Raw genomic sequence first — 21,355 nt, forward strand, 5'->3', positions numbered from 1 at the left:
TCAAGGCAGGAGCGCCGAGACCTCCCGCCGCTGGTCGCCGTAGCGGGCGTACCCATGGCTGGCGGCCTTGCCGTCGTCCGCCTGCTCGAAGCGCAGCCGGGCGGGGTCGGGACCGACGAGCGACGTCCAGGTGGCACGCAGACGCATCTCCCCGGACACCGGCCCGGCGAGCACAAGGTCCGCCTCGTACACCGTGTCGGTGGTGAAGGCACTGGTCACCCGTTCGAAGCCGTTCCACACGGAGACACCGTCGTCGCTGTAGCCGGCGTAGCGCACCTCGCCCGTCCCGGCCGTACCCCGTGCGGCATCGGGCAGGGTGCGGTCGATCTCGAGGTATCCGCTGTGGCGCCCTGCGACCCGCGCCGAGGTCACCGGCTGCGGCGGGTTCCACAGCGCCTGCTCCGCGGCATCGCCGCGCAACGCGTAGACGACGTCGTCCGGGACGGCGACCGGCCGCACCGGCTCGCCGGGCGTGACATCCAGCAGACGGGCCCGCCGGATCCGGATGTCCCGGACGGGCTGGGACAGCTCCGAACCGCGTGGCGTCTCGAGCCAGGCGCAACGGGTCCCGTCCGGGTGCCAGGACATCGGTGAGACGTACACCCATTCCTCGGCCGGGTCGTGCAGGGCGACACCCTGGTAGCCGGGATCGGCCCGGGACCGGGCGATGTCGATGAGCACCGGGCCGACATTGCCCGGCCTGTGGTTCCGCACCCCGGTCACGCTGTAGGAGTAGACGGTCCAGGCGATGGCGGAGAGTGCGTGGCCGGACCGCGGTCGCGGCAGCAGGCCGAGCACGGCGAGGTCGGTCGCACGCGAGGCGCGAGCGGTCATCACCAGGCCGAGCGTCTCGTCCGGCGAGAAGATGGTGGTCTCGTCGTAACCGGGGCCGCGGGTCACGGCCGTGAGGTCGCCGGAGTCCAGGGCCTGCACCACGGAGTCCGGGAGGAAGCCGTCCACTCCGCCGACCGCGGAGATCGCGCGCCCGCCGCGCACGAACTGCTTGACCTCGCCTCCTCGGGAAGGCTGCGGCAGCATGCAGCCGGGATGTTCGGGATCCGCGACGTACTGCTCGACCGTGCTGATGAGCTGAGGGCTCATGATCTCGTAGGCGTCGACGGTGCGGCTCAGGCGGCCGAGCCCGACGGCGGCGCCCATGTCGGCCCGCAGGATCGTCCAGGACACGTGCTCCCCGTCGGGGGAGACGATGACCTCGGACCAGTGGTGGGTGGTCCCGGGATCCTCCTCCTGCCGCCACGGATACCGCACGTCGACGAGGCGCGCGGCCGTGGCCGTGTCGAGGTCCGGGTCGCACTCGAGCATGTAGTCGCCGAGCAGCGCCCTGCGGTTGTCCGGGAGCATCATGGCCCGGATGCCGTTCGCGCGAGGATGCTGCGCGACGGGCCCGGAGAAGAGGTGGTGGTACCCGGTGCCGTCGTCCTCGATGGTCGCGGCGTGGAAGATCTGCTCATCGACGGGGTCGTTCGAGCGCCGGTAGAGCAGGAAGATCCGTCCCGACGGCGTGTAGGTGGCGTAGGTGTCGAGGGCACCCTCGGGCAGGGCCACGGTGTCCACCTCGATCCGGCCGAACTCTTCCGTCACCAGGCGGAGTCGCTCGCCCGACCCGGCCCTGGTCCCGCCCATCAGATGGTCTCACCGGCGTCGGCCAGCAGCGTGCTGCCGGTCATGATCAGCGACAGGTCGCTCGCGGCGAACAGGACGACCCGGGCGATGTCGTCGGGTGTGCCGAGGCGGCCGATCAGGCTGTGGGTCATCACGTCCATGCCTGCGGCGTCGGGATCGATGCCGGCGGCCTCGGCCTGGGCCCGCCCGGCTTCGGCAGCCGCCAGGTTGCCCTCGGTGGGCACGAAGGTGGGGGCGACGCCGAGCACCCGCACACCCAACGGCGCCAGCTCGAGGGCGAGCTCCTTCGTGAGGCCACGCACCGCGTGCTTGCTGGCCACGTAGGCCGCGAGCCCGGGTGCGGGTGCCTGGAACCCGGCGGTGGAGACGACGTTGACGATCACCCCACCCCCGGAGGCGGCGAAGTGACGCGCCGCTGCGCGGGCGCCGTGGAAGGTGCCGTCGAGGTTCACGGCCTGCACCTGCCGCCATTGCTCGTCGCTCGCCTGCAGCGCGCCGAAGGCGGGAAAGACCCCGGCGTTGTTGACCCAGATGTCGAGTCCGCCGAGTTCCCGGACGGCGAGGTCCGCGGCGGCGTCCACGGACGCGGAGTCGACGACGTCGAGGCGGGTGGCGAGCACGTGGGTGCCGTGCGTGGCACTCAGCTCGGCGGCCGCCTGCTCGGCGAGCGTGAGCTCGAGGTCGCCGAGGAGGACATCGGCCCCGGCCTCGGCGAGCCGAGCGGCGATCGCACGCCCCAGCCCGCGGGCGCCGCCGGTGACGACGGCGCGGCGGCCGTGCAGCGAGAGCAGGTCGGTCAGCGGCGTGGCGGACACGTCAGCGAACGGGAAGGGCACGGGGTGCTCCGATCAGTCGAGGGGGGTGGGACAGTGCGGGGCTACAGGGGTGCCGTGGGGGCGGGCTCGGCCTCCTGCAGTGCCGCCTTCTTGTCGGCGACGCGCTTGTGCACCGCGATCATCTCGGTGCGGGTGAGCTGGTAGCCGCGCATCGCGATCAGGGTGCACGCCCAGCCGAGGATCGGGAGGCCGAAGAAGAGCGCCAGTGTCATCAGGAGGATCGGGGTGCTCGACGTGTCCGTGGGCTGCGGCATGACCGTGGTGAAGCCGATCAGCGACACCGCGCCGAGGGCGAGCGTGGCGCCGAGCGAGGTGATGATCTGGTCGATGAGGTTGTACGTCGCGGTGACGGTGGCCGGGAGGTACTTCCCGGAACGGTCGAGCTCGTAGTCGATGATGTCGGCCCGCATGGCGCCCGAGGCGACGGTGACCACCATCGACGCTCCGTTCAGGAGCAGGTACACGGCGTAGAAGACGATCGCGAGGGGCAGGCTGCCAAGGACGGACCCCAGGTCCACCAGCAGGCAGAACGCGGTGAGCAGCGCCGCCAGGATCAGGCAGATCCAGGTCCACGTGACCGTTGCTGCCTTCGATCCGTGCTTGCCGTTGTAGCGGGCTCCGAAGATCGCGAACACGATGCCGGGCAGGATCGCGATGGTGCTGAGCGTCGTGCCGAGCTGCATGTTGCCCAGCAGGATGCCCCACATCAGGGTGCCGATCACCGCCTGCGACCTGACCACCTGGGCGAGCTTGTCGGAGGCGCCGCTGATCAGGTACCGCTGGAACGGGCCGTTGTGGACCAGGAGGTTCCACATGTCACGGAGCGAGACCTCGACCTTGGCGCGGTCGGCCGAGAGGTGCGCAAAGCTTCCCGGCTTGTCGATCCGGGAAACGCCGATGCAGGCCAGGATCTGGAACACCAGGGAGCAGGCCACGTACGTCGTCGCGGTCTCGCTGAGCATCTCCACGGTGAACTGGTTGCCGTGCCGGGGCAGGAACACGACGGTGGAGATGATCGAGAAGATCGCAGGGACGAAGTACGCGTAGACGGTGGCCCACACCTGCACCGTCGGCCGCTGACGCGGATCGTTGGTGAGCACGGGTCCGGACATCTGCCCGGCGATGTCGTTCATCGACGAGCCGATGATGTACACGGCGTAGATCGCGATGAAGAACGGAGCGCCGAGCCCCGTGTCGGAGGCCCACACGAACAGCAGGAGGATCGCGAGCGAACGGATGAGCCACCCGCTGAGCATGAAGAACCGCAGCTTGCCGAAGGGGAAGCTCACCTTGTCGATGACCAGTGCGAGCAGCGGGTCGATCACGCCGTCGAACACCCGGGTCACGGTGAGGATCAGGCCGGCGGCCGCGACCGCGATGCCGTACCCGGCGTTCTGCAGATAGCTCATGAGGCCGACGAGGGTGTAGAAGACCATGGCCGAGCCGTTGTTCATCTGGGAGAAGGCGATCTCCCAGGTACGGGCTCGGCGGTAGGTCACGCCATCGGCTTCGCTCGCCGTCTGCTTCGGGGTACGCGCCATTGCGTTCACGCTCCTTTGAGGATCTCGTCCCGGGCGGCGACGGGCCATTCCGTGGATGCCGTCCCGAGATGACCGCAAGGCTAGGGCTGGGAAAAGCCCGCTTGATAGAAGCGGTTCGGCGCGACCAGCAGAGATCCGGCGCGCGGCTCAGCTCGGCCTGGTCCCACAGACGGTCGCCGCGTGTGGCGCACTCCTACGCGACGTCCGGCCGTGCCGTCGCGCCGACATGGTCGAGTACCGGACCGAGGCCGAGCTCGCCGAGGTGGGCCTCCGCGGGCGGCGCGGACCGGCGGGTCGATCGACGTGAAGCAACGAACCCAGGACCTGGCGACCGTCGGTGGATCGCTCCGGGTGCTGAGCTGCGACACAGACAAAGAACGCCGAGACCTCTACGAGGCACTCGGCGTTCGTCTCGGCTCCGACGCACTGCATCGGAGGCCGCCTGCTGGGTAAACCCGCTGGTCACAGCGGGTTGAAGAGTGTCCGGAGGGGGACTTGGCAGGTATCGTCACGCCCTTACCTGATCGTGAGGGCGGCGTGACCGCGGAATGACCCGCAAAGCAGCCCATCAACCCGCACAGGTCACCGACCCATTTACCCGCGCGCCCAGGCCGTGCACGCGACGCCCGGAGCTGCACGCGGCCGCCGGATCCCGTCCGAGCACCCGCGAGCCAGATGCTTCCTCAAATCGATGCCGCATCGGCCACGCTCGCCGCCTGAGACGGGCTGACACCAAAGCTGCAGCAGTCCCATCCGCAGTTCCTCGCGGTTAGTCCAGCGGCGCCGGTCCAGGACATTCTTCTGCAGCAACGCGAAGAACGACTCCATCGCGGCGTTGTCCCCGGCCGAGGATCAACAGCTCTTGAACGTGCGCCACTCTGCATGCCCGACCATACCCCTTTCCGGACAGGTATCTGTAAAAACTCACGGGGAACTCCGTCGGCTCGGATGTCGGTCTCGAAGAACTGAGCTTCGTCACGGTGGAGAGCTGAGCCTGGACCAGGAACGGTCTGTCGTTCCGCCCTGTCGTTGGGACCCGTAGGCCTACCGGCGTACGTCACGATGCAAGGTTTCGCACGGTGCTTCCGTAGAACACCAGCGGGGTGCGGGACTCATCGCAATGGAGTGCGAGGACGTCGAGGAGCTCGATCGTCGCGAGGGCTCGTGTCAGGATGCGTGCACCGTCGACGAGGTCAGCATCAAGGCCGCCGAAGCGTTCGCGGCTGGTCGGCCGCAGCGTGCTCGGACGAGATCGGCGAAGTAAGCCCGACCGGTGCCCACCAGCGCAGATACCCATGGGTGCTGGTGGGCTTCGTCGTTCCTGACGACCGGCGAGGCCTGTTCGGGAGCCTGTGCGGATCCGGCATTGTCGCCGTCCGCACTGAGCCCCAGGCGGGCCGAAGCTCGGGCCGCCGCCGCGCCCCGAGTGGCTACGCCTCGCAACCAACCCACGCCAAACACATGACCGTGGCGCCCCGCTGTCCGCTCGGTGCCCTACGAAAACGGGCCTTGACACGGCAGCGGTCGATGGGGAGGATGAATCGACCATGATACGTATCATGCGGTTCCAATGGAGGATCCATGCGTCATCGAGCTGTTGACTGCCGCTCCCGGCGTCGACCGCCGCACGGTCAACTGCGGCAACCCGGTCCAGCCCTCGCGGACTGCCCGCACTTGGCTGGTGCCGAGACGACCGCCCTCGGAGGTAGCCATGACCGAGACGGCTGAGCAGGCAACTCCTCGGGTTCCGGACCTTTCGCCTGTCGATCAAGGCGGCGCGCGGCCGCGGCGGATGTCGCGGCACGCCGAGACCCGCGCGGGGTTCGCGTTCCTCTCACCATGGCTCGTGGGTTTTGTCGCGTTGACTGTGTTCCCGATGATGGCGTCGCTATACCTCGCGTTCACGGACTACGACCTGTTCCGTGCGCCGCAATGGGTGGGCCTGGCCAATTTCACGGCGCTGTTCCAGGACCCCCGGTTCTGGACCTCAGCAAAGGTGACGGCGATCTACGTGGTGGTCGGTACACCTGTCAAGCTCGCCGCTGCCCTGGCGGTAGCACTGCTGCTGAATGTGCAGCAACGAGGACAGGGCGCCTACCGGTCGATCTTCTACGCACCGTCGCTGATCGGTGCTTCGGTGTCGATCGCGATCGTCTGGCGGGCGATGTTCATCGACGACGGCATCGTGGACAGGATCCAACAGCTGTTCGGCCTGCCGGCCGGGGGATGGGTAGGCGACCCGTCCAAGACGATGCCGATGTTCGTGCTGCTGGCGGTGTGGACGTTCGGCGCCCCGACGGTGATCTTTCTGGCTGGCTTGAAGCAGATCCCGGCAGAACTCTACGAAGCGGCGTCCATGGACGGCGCGGGGCCGCTGCGAAAGTTCCGTTCGATCACGATCCCGATGCTGTCCCCGGTCCTGTTCTTCAATCTGCTCCTGGAAACCATCGGTGCATTCCAGGTGTTCGGGTCGGCATTCATCATCTCCGGCGGCACCGGCGGCCCGGCGGACTCGACCCTGTTCTACACGCTGTACCTGTACATCAAGGGCTTCGCCCAGTTCGACATGGGGTACGCCTCAGCCATGGCGTGGGTGCTGGTGGTCGTGGTCGGAGTTATCACCGCGATCTTGTTCCGCACCTCAAACGCCTGGGTCCACTACTCCGGAGACAGCCGATGAGAGACGCACACATCGCCACCTCGCCCCCTGCGGACCAGGACGCCGCGACGACGGGCGCCGAGCAAGGAGCCGCGACGCACCGTACGAACGGCATGTCCAGGTCTCGCAAGGCGGCCCAGCGTCGCAAGCGTGTCCGGGCACTCGCGTTCCACGCCTTCATGGTGGCCTGCACCGTCGTGGTGCTCTACCCGGCGGTGTGGATGCTGGCCAGCTCGTTCAAACCCTCGAGCGAGATCATCGGCAACATCCGTCTGTGGTCGGACAGCTTCTCCGTCGACAACTTCGTTACCGCGTTGTCCGGGATCGGTGGCGTCGGATTCTGGACGTTCTTCGCCAACTCGATGATCCTGGCGATCCTGTCGGTGGTCGGGGTGGTCCTGTCCTCCACGGTCAGTGCCTATGCGTTCGCGCGGCTCCGGTTCCCGGGGCGCAAGTTGTTCTTCGCGATCATGATCGGCACCCTGCTGCTGCCGTTCCACGTCTTGCTCATCCCGCAATACATCATGTTCAACGAGCTAGGCATGGTGAACACGTTCCTGCCTCTGCTGGTCCCGAAGTTCCTCGCCGGCGAGGCGTTCTTCGTGTTTCTCATGGTTCAGTTCATGCGCAACCTGCCACGCGAGCTGGACGAAGCGGCTCGCATCGACGGTGCCGGGCACGTGCGCATCTTCTGTTCGATCATGCTGCCGCTGATGCGTCCGGCCATCATCACCAGCTCGATCTTCGCGTTCATCTGGTCGTGGAACGACTTCCTCGGGCCGCTGCTGTACCTCAAGCGGCCCGACATGTATCCGCTGCCGATCGCGCTGCGCCTGTATGTCGACCAGACCAGCGTCTCGGACTACGGCGCGCAGATGGCGATGGCGGTCCTTGCCCTGCTGCCCGTGATGATCTTCTTCGTCCTCTTCCAGCGCTACATCGTCGACGGCGTCGCCACCCAGGGCCTCAAGGGCTGAACCCGTACCGACCACACGCATCCCGACCAGCACAGATCCAGACAGTGGCGGGCACACCCGCCGCAACGAGACCCGCACCGACGCGGGGATGGAGGAACGATGAAGTTCGCACGAGTCACCGGCACGGTCGCCGCACTGGCCCTGACCTTCGGCTTCGCCGCCTGCGGGAACGGCGGCGGCAGTGCCGGCCCCGCGGCACCAGTCGCCACGGACGAGGACATCACGCTGACGTTCACCTGGTGGGGCAACGACGACCGGGCCGAACGGTACGAGAGATCGATCGACCTTTTCGAGGAGGAGTACCCGAACATCACGGTCCAGACCCAGTTCCAGGCTTGGGAGGACTACTGGACGGCGCGTGCGACGGAGGCGGCGGGCAGCTCGCTTCCCGACGTTCTCCAGATGGACGCGAGCTACGTGCGGCAGTACGGGGCGACGGGGCAGCTCGCGGAGCTCGACGGGCAGCTCGGTGTCAACCTCGATGTGGGCAGCGTGGACGACTCGGCGCTGGCCTCGGGTCAGGTGGAGGGCACGACCTACGCCGTACCTGCCAGCCTCAACACCCAGTCGCTCATGTACAACGCCAAGCTCCTCGAAGAGCTCGGCGTCGAGCCCCCGGCCGAGGGGTACGGCTGGGACGACCTCGTGGCCTGGCTGGCCGAGGTCGCCGAGGCAGGTGCCGCACACGACCCGCAGGTCTATCCGATCAATGACATGACGGGGAACAACCCCTGGTTCCTGCAGTGGCTGCTGCAGCAGGGCAAGACACCGTTCACCGCCGACGGCGAGATCGCCTTCACGAAGGAGGACGTCCAGGCATGGGCGGACCTGTGGGCGCCGCTGCGTGAGGCCGAGGCGTTCTTCCCGGCCGAGCGCGGGGCGCAGCTCTCACCCGACACCGGCCTCACAGCCGGCGAGCTCGTCGCCGAGGCCAACTGGGACACCCTGATGCCCAACAGGGTGGCCGAGATCGGCAGCGACGACATGGAGCTGCTGCCCATCCCCACGGGCGATGATGGCAAGAAACTGTACTGGCACTCCGGGGTCATGCTGTCGGCGTCGGCACATTCTGCGCACCCGGACGCAGCCGCGGCGTTCATTGACTTCATGATCAACGATCCGCGGGTCGGCGAGATCTTCGGCACCTCGAAGGGGGTCCCGGCGACGGATGCGCAGAAAGGCGCGATGAAGATCGAGAAGGGTTCGCCGGACGAGCGCCTCCTCGCGTACGAGAGTGCCCAGGCCGAAGAGATTACGGAGGACGCACTCGTCCCGGTGAAGGGCCAGGGCGAGATCGACGCCGAGATGACCCGGCTCGCCGAAGAGATGCAGTACGGAAACATCACTGACACTGAGTTCGTGGACCAGTGGTACGCCTATGCGCAGGACACGATCAGCGCGGACTGAGATCCCGCACGCGGACGATCGGCGTCCGTCCGCGGCGCAACGCAGGAGGCCGAGGGCCGCCCCGGTTCACCCACCCGTCGATTCGCGCCAGACGATGCGGTGGATCGGGGCACCTGTGCCCGGGCCGGCCTCGCCGCGCAGCCTGGTGATCAGGCGCCGCATGGCGTTGCGGCCGGCCTCCGGGAAATCGACCGCGACGGTGGTCAGGGAAGGTGACATGAAGGCCCCGATCTCCGCGTCGTCCCAGCCCGTCACCACGAGGTCGTCGGGAACGGTCCAGCCGCGTTCGGCAGCGCCGCGCAGCACCCCCGCGGCGACCACGTCGTTGCCGGCGATCACGGCGACGGGCGGGGCATCGTCAGGTAGGTCGTGCATGGCGCTGCGGCCCGCTTCCCCTGTCCACGCGCCCCCGAACACGCCAAGCGACGTGACGCCGGACTCGGTGGCGAGGCGCTCCACGGTCGCGATGTAGGCATCACGCCGCGCGCGGCCGGAGGCGTACTGCGACGAGCCGGCCACGTGCACGAACCGGTGCCATCCCCTGGCGGCGAGTGTCGCCACGAACTCCTCGATCGGGCGGGCGTCGGCGAGCGTGCCGAGGCTGCGCATCTGCTCGTCGAAGGTCGCCTCGGCGACGACAGGTGTGCCGTCCTCCGAGGACGCCGGCGTATCCAGCTCGTCGGAGAGCACGGGTACGAGGGTGAGGATGCCTTCGTACTGGCGGCTCGCGGCAAGGTCGCGCACACGGGCCGTGCGATGCTCGACGGTGCCGTCGATGGCGTGCGTCTCCGTCGCGTAGCCGGCGGCCTCGGCGACCTCGGCCGCGCCGGTGAGGACCTTGGAGCTCAGCGTGGCACCGGTCACCACGGCGAGCCGGCCGGACCGGCGGGTACGCATGGACCGGGCCGCGAGGTTGGGGCGGTACCCCATGGACTCGGCCACGCGCAGGACGTGCTCGCGCGTGGCTGCGGAGAGGGTGCCACGGCCCGTGAGCGCATAGGAGACAGCCGCCTGTGACACCCCGGCGGCGCGCGCGACATCGTGGCTGGTAGGAGGTTTCGGCACAGGCACAGTATGGCTCCCTTGCACGACATCTTGACATGGCCGTGACGCCCCGGCACTCTAGTGGCGCATGATACGTATCATGTCGCTCTAGCGGAGGAAGCATGCTCACCAGCGGGATCGTCGGCACCGGCGGTATCGCCCGGTCGCACATCGAGGGATACCTGCGTTTCGGGGAGGAGCGCGAGATCGTCGCTCTGTGTGACCCCGCGCCCGGCAAGGCCGAGGCGGTCCGCTCGGAGCTCGGGCTCGAGGGCGCCCGCGTCTACGAGGACGCCGCCGCGATGCTGGCCGCCGAACGCTTCGACCTGGTTAGCGTCGCGACACCCCCGTCCAGCCATGCCGCCCTAACGATCGCCGCGCTCGAGGCGGGCGTCGACGTGCTCGTCGAGAAGCCCATGGCGCCCTCGCTCGAGGAGTGCGACGCCATGATCGAGGCGGCACGGGCGAACGACCGGCAGCTGTCCGTCGTCGCGCAGAACCGGTTCCGCGACGACATCGCCACCCTCAAGGAGGTACTGGACTCCGGTCTCGCGGGCGAGGTCACCCACGCGCAGGTCAGCTCGGCCTGGTGGCGGGGCACCGAGTACTACGACCTGTGGTGGCGCGGGACCTGGGAGAGCGAGGGGGGCGGCTGCACGCTCAACCACGCCATCCATCACCTGGACATGACCCTGTGGATGCTCGGCACACCCAAGGCCGTGACGTCGGTGCTCACCAACGCCGCGCACGAGAACGCCGAGGTCGAGGACCTGTCCGTGACCGTGCTGCAGTACGACCGGGCGCTGGCCGAGGTCACCGCCTCGGTGGTGAGCCACGGCGAGGAACAGGCGATCGTGGTGCAGGGTCGCCACGCGCGGGTGTCCCAGCCGTGGAAGGTGGCGGCGGAAGTCGCGACCTCCAACGGGTTCCCCGCCCCCGACGGCGACCCCGAGCGCGTCGCCGCGATCGAGGCGGTTGCCGCGGCGCACCGCTCGTTGGAGCACACCGGGCACGCCGGGCAGATCGGCGACATGCTCGACGCCGTGCGTGAGCGCCGTCGCCCCGCCGTCGACGGCGAGGACGGCCGCCGCGCCATCGAGCTGGTGACCGCGATCTACGAGGCAGGCGTCGAGCGCCGCACCGTGGACCTGCCGCTGCGTCCCGACGACCCGTACTACCGAACCGGCACGCTCGTGGAGCGAGCGCCGCACTTCTTCTCGAAGACGGCATCGGTGGGCGAGCAGCCGGGCGCGATCGTGGTGGGAGCGAAGGCATGAGCACCAACCTGACGGGCGGCGCGAGCGGCGCCGCGTACGCACCCGACCCGGTACCCGCGCCCGTGGTCGAACCGGGCGAGTTCGTCTTCGCCGCGACCAGCCTCGACCACGGCCACGTGTACGGCATGTGCCAGGGTCTGGCCGACGCGGGCGGCACGCTCGGATGGGTCTATGATCCTGACCCGGCCAAGGTCGAGGTGATACGTCAGAAGTTCCCCGACGTACGGGTGGCACGCAGCGAAGCGGAGATCCTGGACGACGACGAGGTGCGGCTCGTCGCGGGTGCGGCGGTGACCTCCGAGCGGGCCACGCTGGGCCTGCGGGTCATCGAGTCGGGCAAGGACTACTTCACGGACAAGGCACCGCTGACGTCGCTCGAACAGCTCGCCGCAGCGCGCGAGGCGACGGCGCGCACGGGCCAGAAGTACGCCGTGTACTACTCCGAGCGGATTCACGTCGAGGCCGCGGTCCTGGCGGAGCAGCTCGTCGACCGGGGCGCGATCGGCCGCGTGCTGCAGGCCATCGGCCTGGGCCACCACCGGCTCGGCACCGGCCGTCCCCACTGGTTCTTCGAGAAGGAGAAGTACGGCGGCATCCTGTGCGACATCGGCAGCCACAACTTCGAGCAGATGCTGCACTACGCCGGGGCGAAGGACGCGGACGTCAGCCACGCCGCGATCGCGAACTACCACCACCCGGACCACCCGCTGCTGGACGACTTCGGCGAGGCCGGCAATGTGATGGACAACGGCGCCACCGGGTACTGCCGCGTGGACTGGTTCACGCCGGACGGACTGAGCACCTGGGGCGACGGCCGCACCGTGATCCTCGGCACCGACGGCTACATCGAGCTGCGCAAGTATGTCAACGTCGGCACCGGTGAGGGTGGCGGCCACGTGTTCCTGGTCGACGGCGAGGGCGAGCACCACCTCGTCGCGGACGGACAGGTCGGGTTCCCGTACTTCGGACAGCTCATCCTCGACTGCCTGGAGCGGACCGAGACGGCGATGACGCAGGAGCACGCGTTCAAGGCCGCCGAGCTCAGCGTGCTCGCACAGCGAGCAGCCCGCGTGCTCACCCCGGCCTAGGCGCTCGACCGGCACACGGCCACGGGCCCGCCCGAGAACCCCGGCAACGGCACGGAGCCGACAGGAACAGAAGAAAGGACCGTGAGCGATGCAGCTCATACGCACCCCGCTCGTCCAGGGCTGGTCGGTCAGTCCCGCTGGACGCCGCGTCCCCGCCGACGTCCTCGCCGCGGGTCCGCTCGCGGCCGAAGTGCCGGGTTCGGTGACGACCGACCTGCTGCGGCGGGGGCTGATCGATGACCCCTACCTGGACGACAACGAGTCGGCGCAGTCCTGGATAGGGCAGTCCGACTGGATCTACCGGTACGAGTTCGAGTGGACACCCGACGGCGGCCACCGCCAGCACCTCGTCTTCGACGGCATCGATACCGTCGCCACCGTGTCGGTCAACGGTGTGCTGCTGGGCGAGGTCCGGAACATGCACAGGTCTCACCGGTTCGACGTCACCCAGGTCCTGGTCCCGGGCACGAACCAGGTCGAGGTGGTCATCCGTGGCCCCGTTCCCGCGGCCGACGCGGCGAGTCTCGAGCTGGGATACAGGCCGCACGCGAACCAGCACCCGTACAACGCGCTGCGCAAGATGGCGTGCTCCTTCGGTTGGGACTGGGGCATCGAGGCGGCGAGCAGCGGTCTGTGGAAGCCGGTCACACTCGAGTCCTGGAGCGAGGCACGTCTGGCAAGCGTCACCTGGTCGCCGTCGGTTGTCGACGGCGTCCCCACCCTCCGCGTCGATGTCACCGTCGACCGCGCCAACGACGGCGATCTCGTCGTCGACGTGGAGGCGGCAGGCGTACGAGCCGACGTCACGATCCCGGGCGGTCAGGACGGCGCCGTCGTCGAGCTCGCCGTACCCGGTGCCGAACTGTGGTGGCCCCGTGGGTACGGCGAGCCGCACCTCTACGACGGCGAGGTACGTCTGTTCGGTGGCGGCGAGGACCTGGACACGCAGGCACGCCGCATCGGGTTTCGCACGGTCGAGGTCCGCACGGAGCCGGACGACGACGGAACCGGCTTCGCGATCCACGTCAACGGCGTACTGATCCCGGTCCGCGGCGCGAACTGGATTCCGGACGACGCCTTCCCGCACCGCGTGACGCCCGAGCGGTACCGGGCACGGATCACCGACGCGCAGTTCGCCAACCTCAACCTGCTCCGGGTATGGGGCGGGGGGATCTACGAGTCCGATGACTTCTACCGGCATTGCGACGAGACGGGCATGCTCGTCTGGCAGGACTTCCTCTTCGCCTGCGCCGCGTACGCCGAGGAGGACCCGCTGCGCACCGAGATCGAGCGGGAGGCGGTCGACGCCGTGGGGCGGCTGGGCAGTCATCCGTCCCTGGTCGTGCTCAACGGCAACAACGAGAACCTCTGGGGTCGACAGGACTGGAGCTGGGAAGGTCGGCTCGACGGGCGCACCTGGGGCGCGCACTACTACTACGAGCTGCTGCCCGACATCGTCCAGAGGCTCGCACCACACGTGGCCTACACCCCGGGCAGCCCGTTCTCGCCCGATCCGTCCACGCACCAGAACGCCGAGCAGCACGGCACCATGCATATCTGGGACCTCTGGAACACGCGCGACTATCCCCACTACCGGGACTACCGGCCGCGGTTCGTCGCCGAGTTCGGCTGGCAGGGCCCACCGACCTGGTCGACGCTCGTCGAGGCCATCCAGGACGACCCGCTCACGCCGGAGTCACCTGGGATGCTCGTGCACCAGAAGGCACTGAACGGCAACAACAAGCTCACGGACGGGCTCGTCGCGCACTTCCCGCTCCCCGGCACCATGCGCGACTGGCACTGGGCGATGTCCCTCAACCAGGCAGTAGCCGTCCGCACCGCTGTGGAGTGGTTCCGCTCCCTGACTCCCCACTGCACCGGATCGATCGTCTGGCAGCTCAACGACGAGTGGCCCGTCACGTCCTGGGCGGCTGTCGACGGTTACGGACGCCACAAGCCGCTGCTGCACGCCCTGCGTCAGGCGAACGCGGATCGCCTCGTGACGATCCAGCCCGACGGGGAGGGCCTGCGCCTGACAGTCGTCGACGACACCCGCGCCGTAGGGACGTCGACAGTCACCTTCGAACGGATCACCTTCGGCGGCGAGAGAGTCGCCTCGGCCACCGCAGCCGTCACCCTGACGACGGATGGTGCCGCGTCCGTCGTGGTCCCGGAGGCGGTTGCGACCTCGGCGGATCCCGCGGCCGAGGTACTCGTCGCGTCCCTCGACGGCCAGCGGGCGTTCTGGTTCTTCTGCGACTACCGCGACAGCGCTCTCAGACCCGTCGAGCCACGGGTTCGCGCGGAACGTACAGAGGACGGCTGGGTCGTGGACGTCACGGTCGACGAGCTCACCCGTGACCTGACACTGCTTGTCGACCAGGTCGACCCCGACGCACGGATCGACCAGGCCCTCGTGACGCTGCTGCCAGGGGAGACCGTCCGCTTCAACGTGCATGGAGCCTCTCACGCGGATCCGGCCGACCTCGGCACCTACCCGGTCCTGCGCACGGCCAACGACCTCGTCGCGAGAACTGCGCAGTGACCGCTCGTCCGAGCCCATGTGCCCGAGGAAACACCTGGGCGGCCACGGGGAGGCTGCGGAGCAGGCGCCACACGCTCGCGCGCGGGACTGGCGGGGCCGACCATCCGCACGACGAACGACATGCCGATCGCGCAGCCGGCGACGTTCGAGGCTCTCGGTCTGGTGCCGTTCCAGCTCAACCCGCATTTCCTCGACGCGGACCCCGCCAGCACGCACCGCGGCGAGACCCGTGAGCAGCGGCTTGCGGAGTTCCTGGAGGTCAACGACGTGCCCGTGCTCGGCCTGCGCGAGGGCACGTGGCTCGCTGTCCAGGACGGCACCGCGCGCATCGGCGGGTCCGCGGTCGGCGCCGCGGCACCGGGACCCGCCGTCGTCTTCGCTCGCGGGGCATCGCCGCGCGAGGTGGACGGCGACGTGAGCGAACCGCTGTCCACGACGCCACGCTTCGACGCGCCCACGGTGACCTGACAGTTGTAGACAATCGTTTCGCCTCTTCCCGAGATTTTGTCGCAGGTCAGGCGTCAATTCAAAGCTCACGCCCGGACGCGTTCGGCAGCGATAGAGTCGGCCAAATAGGCCCAGGAAGCCGTTGAGCAGGATCCGAGTGCCCAGCGTCGATGCGCTCACCAAGCGCGTGCACGACGCGACCTGAGTCTGCCGGTGCTCGCGAGGAATGTCCGGCGCCATGGAGAGCACCGTTGACCCCCGCTGCGGCCCCAGACCGGGTGGTCGGCGCCCTCTTGATCCGACCACCCGGCACGGCCTGACGTGCAGGGACGGCGAGCCTAGAGTCAGGCCGGTCCAACGAGCAGCGGACCGGCTGATTGACCTCCACCGGCATCCACGTTCAACCAAACGGGCCGAGAGACATGTCGTGGCCCCGCACTCGAGCCGAGCCACGACATTTCTTTCCGTTGGCGTCCGAGGATTCGTTGTCGCCGGCCAGTTCTCAGGTCCGCGGCACCGCTACGTCGTGCGCTGTGATGTCAGCGAGGTGCGGTGGGTTGGCACCCGCACGAGTGACAGTGATCGCGGCGGCAGTGGTCGCGAAGTCGACGATCTCGGCGACCTGCGCCTCGGACACGGCATGCAGAGCGGCACGCTGCCCGGCCCCCAGCAGGTCGTGTCGGTGCAGGGCAGTCAGCAGGCCGCTCATGTAGGAGTCCCCAGCCCCCACGGTGTCCACGACGGCGACCGGTGGAGCCTGCACCTCGACACGACCGCCGCCTGGTCGGACTGCGGTCGACCCACGTCCGCCGTGGGTCACGACGACCAGGGCGCACCGATGGTCGCGCACCCAGCCGGAGGCGACCTCGAGTGGGTCGGCGCCAGGATGGAGCCAGTCGAGGTCTTCCTCGCTGACTTTGACCACGTCGGCGAGCGCGACGAGTATGTCGACCTTTGGCTGGACGGCGCCCGGCTGGCCCATGATCGATGGGCGCAGGTTGGGGTCGTAGGTGATGGTGGCCGTGCGACGTGCGTCCTGCAGTAGGGCGGGTAGGGCGTCTGCGGGGTCGGTGTGGGCGACGGCGGCGATCGATCCGGTGTGGACGGCCCGCAGGTCGTGCGGAAGGGTTGTCGCCGGCAGCTGCCAGTCGAGGTCGAATTCGTAGGTGGCTGAACCTTCCGCGTCCAGGCGTGCCAAGGCGGTCGGGGTTCGTGCGGCGCCCAGAGACTGCGGCAGCACGGTCACGCCGGAGGCCGCCAGGTGGTCCAGGACGGTTCTGCCGCGCGGGTCGTCGGCCAGCCAGGTCAGCAGGTCCGCCGTGATGCCCAACCGGGCTAGGCCCAAGGCGACGTTCGCAGGACTACCGCCGGGCACCTCGGTGCGACGCGCCGTGCTGTCCTGGACGATGTCGACCAGCGACTCACCCACTACCAGGAACGTACTCATCAGTTCTCTCCATTGGGTCGTGTCTCGGGCAGGGCGACCGGGACGTTGATGTCGTCGACGCTCAGGTGCCCGAACCCGCCTGTCGCCTGGTCGACGATCTCAAGATAGAAGTCCTCCCCGATTGACTGCGAGGCGTCGATGTAGCTGCGTTTGTACTGTGCGCGGAGGGTCTCGTTGACGTTCCCGCTCACCTTGGCGACCACATGGCCGTCCTCGGCTCGCACGAGCGCGACATACAGGTTGTCTGGGTCGTAGCCCCCTGCGGTCAGCAGGTCGATCTGGCCGTCGCCGCCCAGGGTGAAGGTCTGCGAGCGCAGGCGGCCGGTGGCAGTGTCGCCGACCTTTTCGTTGAATCCCCACAGGTGGCAGCGGTCGTCGTCGCCCCAGGCATTGGCTTGGCGGAACGGGCCGCCCCATCCCCAGTCGGTGGCGTCGGTGACGTTGGCGTCGCTGTATGCGGTGCCGTCCACGACGCTCCACCCGGTCAGGTCGCAGGTGGCGAAGTCACCGTTGGTCAGCTCTCCGACTGCTGGTGCGGTGGTGCGCGGTGGCTCGTAGTGTGCCGGGGCCACGGGCCCGTAGGCGCCCTTCAGGTTCCAGACCTGCAGGGAGGTGACCGTGACGTTCGCGCCTCCCACGATGTGCAGCCCGACGGAGTCGGCCAGGGTCGGGTAGACGCGGGTGGTCATGGACTTCTCGTCGTCGATGAACGCCTCGACCACGGATCGGTCGATGTAGGTGTGCATCGTGACCGTGCCGTCGGTGTCGACCTGGAAGGGGCCTTGGTTGATGCCCTTGCGGGTGTCGGGGTCCAGGCTCGACTGATTCCGGTCGAGGGTGAGGGTCTTGGCCTTGCGGTCGACGGTCAACAGGGTTCGTTCGGTTCCGTCGCTGCTGCGCCGCACCTCGAGCCCGGCACTCGTGGTCGCACCCGACCTGGAGCTCGGCTTGATCTGCAGCTGGACCTTGATCTCCAGGAGATCGCTGAGCTGATCGTGCTTCCGGTCAAGGGACTTGTTGGTCCGCCGAACCGACTCGTTCTTGAGGGACACGACCTTCTCGGACCGCAGGCTCTTGAGCTCGTCCACCGGCTTCAGTCCGGCGTCGCCGTCGCGGGTGAGCATGAGCTCGACCGGCAGCCCCATCGAGTGCGCCCACCCGGCGTCGTGGTGCTCGTCCTCGCTGCGCCCGTCCTGGGTGATGGTGAACAGCAGCGACCGGCCCTGCGGGTCGACTGTCCCGGACGGGCCGGTGAAGTGCCCGCCATAGTCGAACAGACGCGGCTCGTCATGGTCGGGCACGAACGTGTGCTTCTGCCGATCCCACTCGCCGACCCAGTAGTAGGTGTTCTTCGCGGTGTCCTCGTTGTAGCCGTCGAACCAGGGGTTGACGACGAAGACGTACTTCCCGACCCCGCGCCGCTCACCGAGCGGCAGCAGGACCGGCAGCTCCCAGACCTGCCCGGTCTTGGGGTAGGTCTGCGCATCCCCGACGAACAGGGGGTTCTGGTACTCCCAGTGCACCAGGTCGCGGGAGGTGTAGACCAGAGCGGTCCCCCCGACCTTCGTCTCGCCGTCGACGATGCCGGAGCCGACCAGCTGGTACCAGATCGGCTTGCCGTCCTTCGCCGTCTCCTTCCACACGAACGGGTCCCGGAACTGCCCGAACCAGGGGCTACCCACGGGCGAGGACAGGTCGGGTGCCTGGACGGTGACCGGCTCCGGCTCCAGCCGCCACTGGGTGAGCGGGCTGTCTGCAGCTCCGGACACGGGCCAGGCCAGGGCGGTCGCCTGGTTCGGGACCTTGGCATCGTTGCCCGCGGTGTAGAACAGGACGGGCTTGCCGTCCGCGTCGTAGGTGGCGCTGCCGGACCACACGCCGTCCGGTGTGACCGGCTCGGTCGGTGCGATCGCGACGGGCAGGTCCTTCCAGTGCACCAGATCGGTGCTCACGGCGTGGCCCCAGTGAATCTGGTGCCAGTACGGGCCCTGCGGGTTGTGCTGGTAGAAGATGTGGTACTTGCCCTCGAACCAGATCGGTGCGTGGGGTTCGTTCATCCAGTGCTCGGGCGGCAGGAAATGGTACTGAGGGCGGTACCTGTCGCCGTCGTACCGAGCCCGGTCGGGACGCAGGTCGTCGGTGGGGCTGTCGCCGCCCACGGCCGCGGTCTCGGCGATCTGCTGCGGGCTGAGGAGCTCGTCCGTCACAGTCAGCTCGTCGATCGCTCCGTTCCAGGAGTTGGCGTGGAACGTGCCGTTGATGACCGCGGCCTGGTTGTGCCGGCCGATCAGGAGCGGCTGGTTCTCCGCGGCGCGGATACGGGTGCCGGCCCCGACGTCCTTGGTGGCCACCTGCGTGCCGTTCAGGTAGAGCCGCATCATGCCCGAGACGGCGTCGTAGGTGGCGGCGACATGGCTCCACCCGTCGGTGGGCAGGACGGCACCCTTCGGGGCGCGCAGCGTGTGCCACGCAACGCCGTCGCCGAGCTCGAGGCCCCACGCGCCGTGGCGGTACATGCCGAGCAGGTACCCGGCCTTCGCGTCGGCGTCGTGCTGGTTGACGATCGCCGAGGCCTGCCCGAGGTCGCCCCACTCGTAGGAGCGCGGCGCGACCCACGCCTGGACGCTCAGGGTGCTGCTGGGGGTCAGGCTCTGCAGGCCGTCGCGCCGGACGTAGGTCGAGTACCCGTCGAACAGCAGTGACCCCGCCTTCACGCCCTGGCTCCACAACGGGTCCGAGTCGGGCTTGTAGGCCGCGTCGTTGAAGACGTAGGCGACATCGTCGGTCGTCCCGGACCCTTCGTCGTGGGCCTGTTTGCCGGAGGTCTCGTCGAACGACCAGTGCATCGGGTCATTGACCAGTGTCCGCACTCCGTCGACATTCAGGTGCCCGGTGGCCGAGTCGTCGACCAGGAGCAGGTAGACGACGTCGCCGAGCTGGCCGCCGACGTCGAGCACGACCTCGGCGTACGTCTCCCCGGTGGACTCGACGCGCGCCCGGGTCAGCTCCTGGTCGTCCGCGGCCGCGTGCACCGCGACGTAAACGTCGGGGTCGCTCGTGCCGCCGAGCAGGAGCCGGATCTCGCCGCGTCCGCCGGCCACGAACCGGGGCGAGGTCAGGGTGCCGGTCAGGCTCTCGTCCGGCAGGGCCCCTGCCCACAGGTGGTAGGTGCCTTCGGCGGCGAGTGGTTCGCCGTCGGGTGTGGTGGTCGCGGTGCTGAGGTTCGCCTCGGTGAACGCGTCACCCTGAGCGGCCCAGTTCTGCAGGGTGCCGGTCTCGAACCCGGCGTTATCGAACTCGTGGCCGAGGACCTCGACGGTGGTGTCGAAGGCGTCGACGTTGATGTGCCCCCACCCGCCGGTGGCGTTGTCGACGACCCGGAGGTAGAGCTCCTCACCGAGATGGTCGGTGGCGTCCCAGCGCACGCGGCTGTACTTCTCGGAGTCGGCGAACGCGGTATTGGTCGCGCGCAGGACCTCGGTGTCGTCCGACGCCCTGTGCAGCGCCACGTAGAGGTTGTCACGGTCGTTGCCGCCGCCGATGAGGAACTCGATCGCACCTGTTCCCGCGAGGGTGAAGGTGGACGACGTCAGTGTGCCGGTCGCCGAGTCAGGGCCGTCCTTGGCGCCCCACAGGTGGTAGGTCCCGTCCTGTCCGAAGGGGCCGCCCCAGCCCCAGTCGGTCGCGTCGGTCACCTGCGCGGCGGTGAACGCGTGGCCTGTCGCGGTCCAGCCCTCGAGGTCTCCGGTCTCGAACCCGGGGTTGGCGATCTCGGTGATCGACCGCTGTACGTAGGTGCGGACGTCGTCCAGGTTGAGGTGGCCCCAGCCGCCGGACGCGGTGTCGGTGACCTCGAGGTAGAGCTCCTCGCCCAGGTGCGCCGAGGCGTCCCACACCACTCGGCGCAGCTCCTCGGAGTCGGCGAACGCGGTGTTCGTCGCGCGCATGAGCTCGGTGTCGTCGGAGGCGCGGTGCAGGGCGACGTAGAGGTTCTCCCGATCGTTGCCGCCACCCAGGAGGAAGCTGATCTCGCCGATCCCGTCCAGCGTGAAGACCGAGGACCGCATACGGCCGGTCGGTGCATCTCCCCCGCTGCTCGCTCCCCACAGGTGGTAGCTGCCCTCGGGGTTGAAGCAGCAGCCCCAGCCCCAGTCCTCGGCGTCGGACACCGTGGCATCGGTGAACGCGTCGCCCTCGAGCACCTCCCACCCGGTCAGGTCACCCGACTCGAAGCTGGGGTTGTCGATCGTGGGAGGGGCGGCGGCCTGAGCGGCTGGGGACGTGGCGAAGCCACCGACCAGGGCGAGGGTCACCGCGATCACCGCAGCGGGCAGGACGCGGCCATGGCGTGGCCGTGCGGAAACTGACGTACTCATTGCATCTCCTTCGATGCCTGTCACGAGAAGTTCGGAGGGATCGGCGGCCGGCGGTGAGGACATCGAC

General features: G+C 68.7%; 13 protein-coding genes. 7 read left to right on the forward strand and 6 right to left on the reverse strand.

Features of this window, described 5'->3' with window-relative positions:
* The 3 genes from ACFWEJ_RS06685 to ACFWEJ_RS06695 are packed head-to-tail and all read right to left on the reverse strand — an operon-like array spanning position 1 to position 4,021.
* Complete coding sequence (locus ACFWEJ_RS06685) at positions 1–1,644, reverse strand: hypothetical protein (RefSeq protein ID WP_377228415.1); 1,644 nt, start codon at positions 1,642–1,644, stop codon at positions 1–3.
* Positions 1,644–2,480: an SDR family NAD(P)-dependent oxidoreductase gene (locus tag ACFWEJ_RS06690; RefSeq protein ID WP_377228416.1), complete on the reverse strand. Its 837-nt coding sequence runs from the start codon at positions 2,478–2,480 to the stop codon at positions 1,644–1,646. The genes ACFWEJ_RS06685 and ACFWEJ_RS06690 overlap by 1 nt, the downstream gene beginning before the upstream one ends.
* A gap of 41 nt (positions 2,481–2,521) precedes the next feature.
* Positions 2,522–4,021: an MFS transporter gene (locus ACFWEJ_RS06695; RefSeq protein WP_377228417.1), complete on the reverse strand. Its 1,500-nt coding sequence runs from the start codon at positions 4,019–4,021 to the stop codon at positions 2,522–2,524.
* A gap of 1,792 nt (positions 4,022–5,813) precedes the next feature.
* Here ACFWEJ_RS06695 and ACFWEJ_RS06700 point away from each other — a divergent pair.
* The 3 genes from ACFWEJ_RS06700 (at position 5,814) to ACFWEJ_RS06710 (ending at position 9,064) form a co-directional block, all read left to right on the forward strand.
* Positions 5,814–6,701, forward strand: a complete 888-nt coding sequence (locus ACFWEJ_RS06700; protein ID WP_377228427.1) for a carbohydrate ABC transporter permease — start codon at positions 5,814–5,816, stop codon at positions 6,699–6,701.
* Positions 6,702–6,793: 92 nt separating this feature from the next.
* Complete coding sequence (locus ACFWEJ_RS06705; RefSeq protein WP_377228428.1) at positions 6,794–7,657, forward strand: carbohydrate ABC transporter permease; 864 nt, start codon at positions 6,794–6,796, stop codon at positions 7,655–7,657.
* 99 nt (positions 7,658–7,756) lie between these two features.
* Entirely contained in the window at positions 7,757–9,064 is a 1,308-nt protein-coding gene (locus ACFWEJ_RS06710; protein WP_377228418.1) for an ABC transporter substrate-binding protein, read from the forward strand.
* Positions 9,065–9,130: 66 nt separating this feature from the next.
* On the opposite strand, the gene ACFWEJ_RS06715 is transcribed toward ACFWEJ_RS06710, so the two are convergent.
* Positions 9,131–10,129 (reverse strand): LacI family DNA-binding transcriptional regulator, encoded by a 999-nt coding sequence (locus tag ACFWEJ_RS06715; protein WP_377228419.1) that lies wholly within the window; start codon positions 10,127–10,129, stop codon positions 9,131–9,133.
* 101 nt (positions 10,130–10,230) lie between these two features.
* Between ACFWEJ_RS06715 and ACFWEJ_RS06720 the strand changes: the two genes are divergently transcribed.
* From ACFWEJ_RS06720 to ACFWEJ_RS06735, 4 genes are all read left to right on the forward strand, one after another.
* On the forward strand, positions 10,231–11,385 hold the full coding sequence (locus ACFWEJ_RS06720) for a Gfo/Idh/MocA family protein (RefSeq protein ID WP_377228420.1): 1,155 nt from the start codon (positions 10,231–10,233) through the stop codon (positions 11,383–11,385).
* A complete protein-coding gene (locus tag ACFWEJ_RS06725) occupies positions 11,382–12,473 on the forward strand; it encodes a Gfo/Idh/MocA family protein (RefSeq protein ID WP_377228421.1) in 1,092 nt (363 codons plus the stop codon). The genes ACFWEJ_RS06720 and ACFWEJ_RS06725 overlap by 4 nt, the downstream gene beginning before the upstream one ends.
* A gap of 88 nt (positions 12,474–12,561) precedes the next feature.
* On the forward strand, positions 12,562–15,018 hold the full coding sequence (locus ACFWEJ_RS06730) for a glycoside hydrolase family 2 protein (protein ID WP_377228422.1): 2,457 nt from the start codon (positions 12,562–12,564) through the stop codon (positions 15,016–15,018).
* 18 nt (positions 15,019–15,036) lie between these two features.
* The gene (locus tag ACFWEJ_RS06735) at positions 15,037–15,486 is read left to right on the forward strand and encodes a Type 1 glutamine amidotransferase-like domain-containing protein (RefSeq protein ID WP_377228423.1); all 450 of its coding nucleotides are present in this window, start codon (positions 15,037–15,039) and stop codon (positions 15,484–15,486) included.
* Positions 15,487–15,967: 481 nt separating this feature from the next.
* On the opposite strand, the gene ACFWEJ_RS06740 is transcribed toward ACFWEJ_RS06735, so the two are convergent.
* A complete protein-coding gene (locus ACFWEJ_RS06740; RefSeq protein WP_377228424.1) occupies positions 15,968–16,912 on the reverse strand; it encodes a carbohydrate kinase in 945 nt (314 codons plus the stop codon).
* Entirely contained in the window at positions 16,912–21,288 is a 4,377-nt protein-coding gene (locus ACFWEJ_RS06745; protein ID WP_377228425.1) for a GH32 C-terminal domain-containing protein, read from the reverse strand. The genes ACFWEJ_RS06740 and ACFWEJ_RS06745 overlap by 1 nt, the downstream gene beginning before the upstream one ends.
* Between the last annotated feature and the right edge of the window lie 67 nt (positions 21,289–21,355).

Source organism: Promicromonospora sp. NPDC060204 (assembly GCF_042728455.1).
Taxonomy (GTDB): domain Bacteria; phylum Actinomycetota; class Actinomycetes; order Actinomycetales; family Cellulomonadaceae; genus Promicromonospora.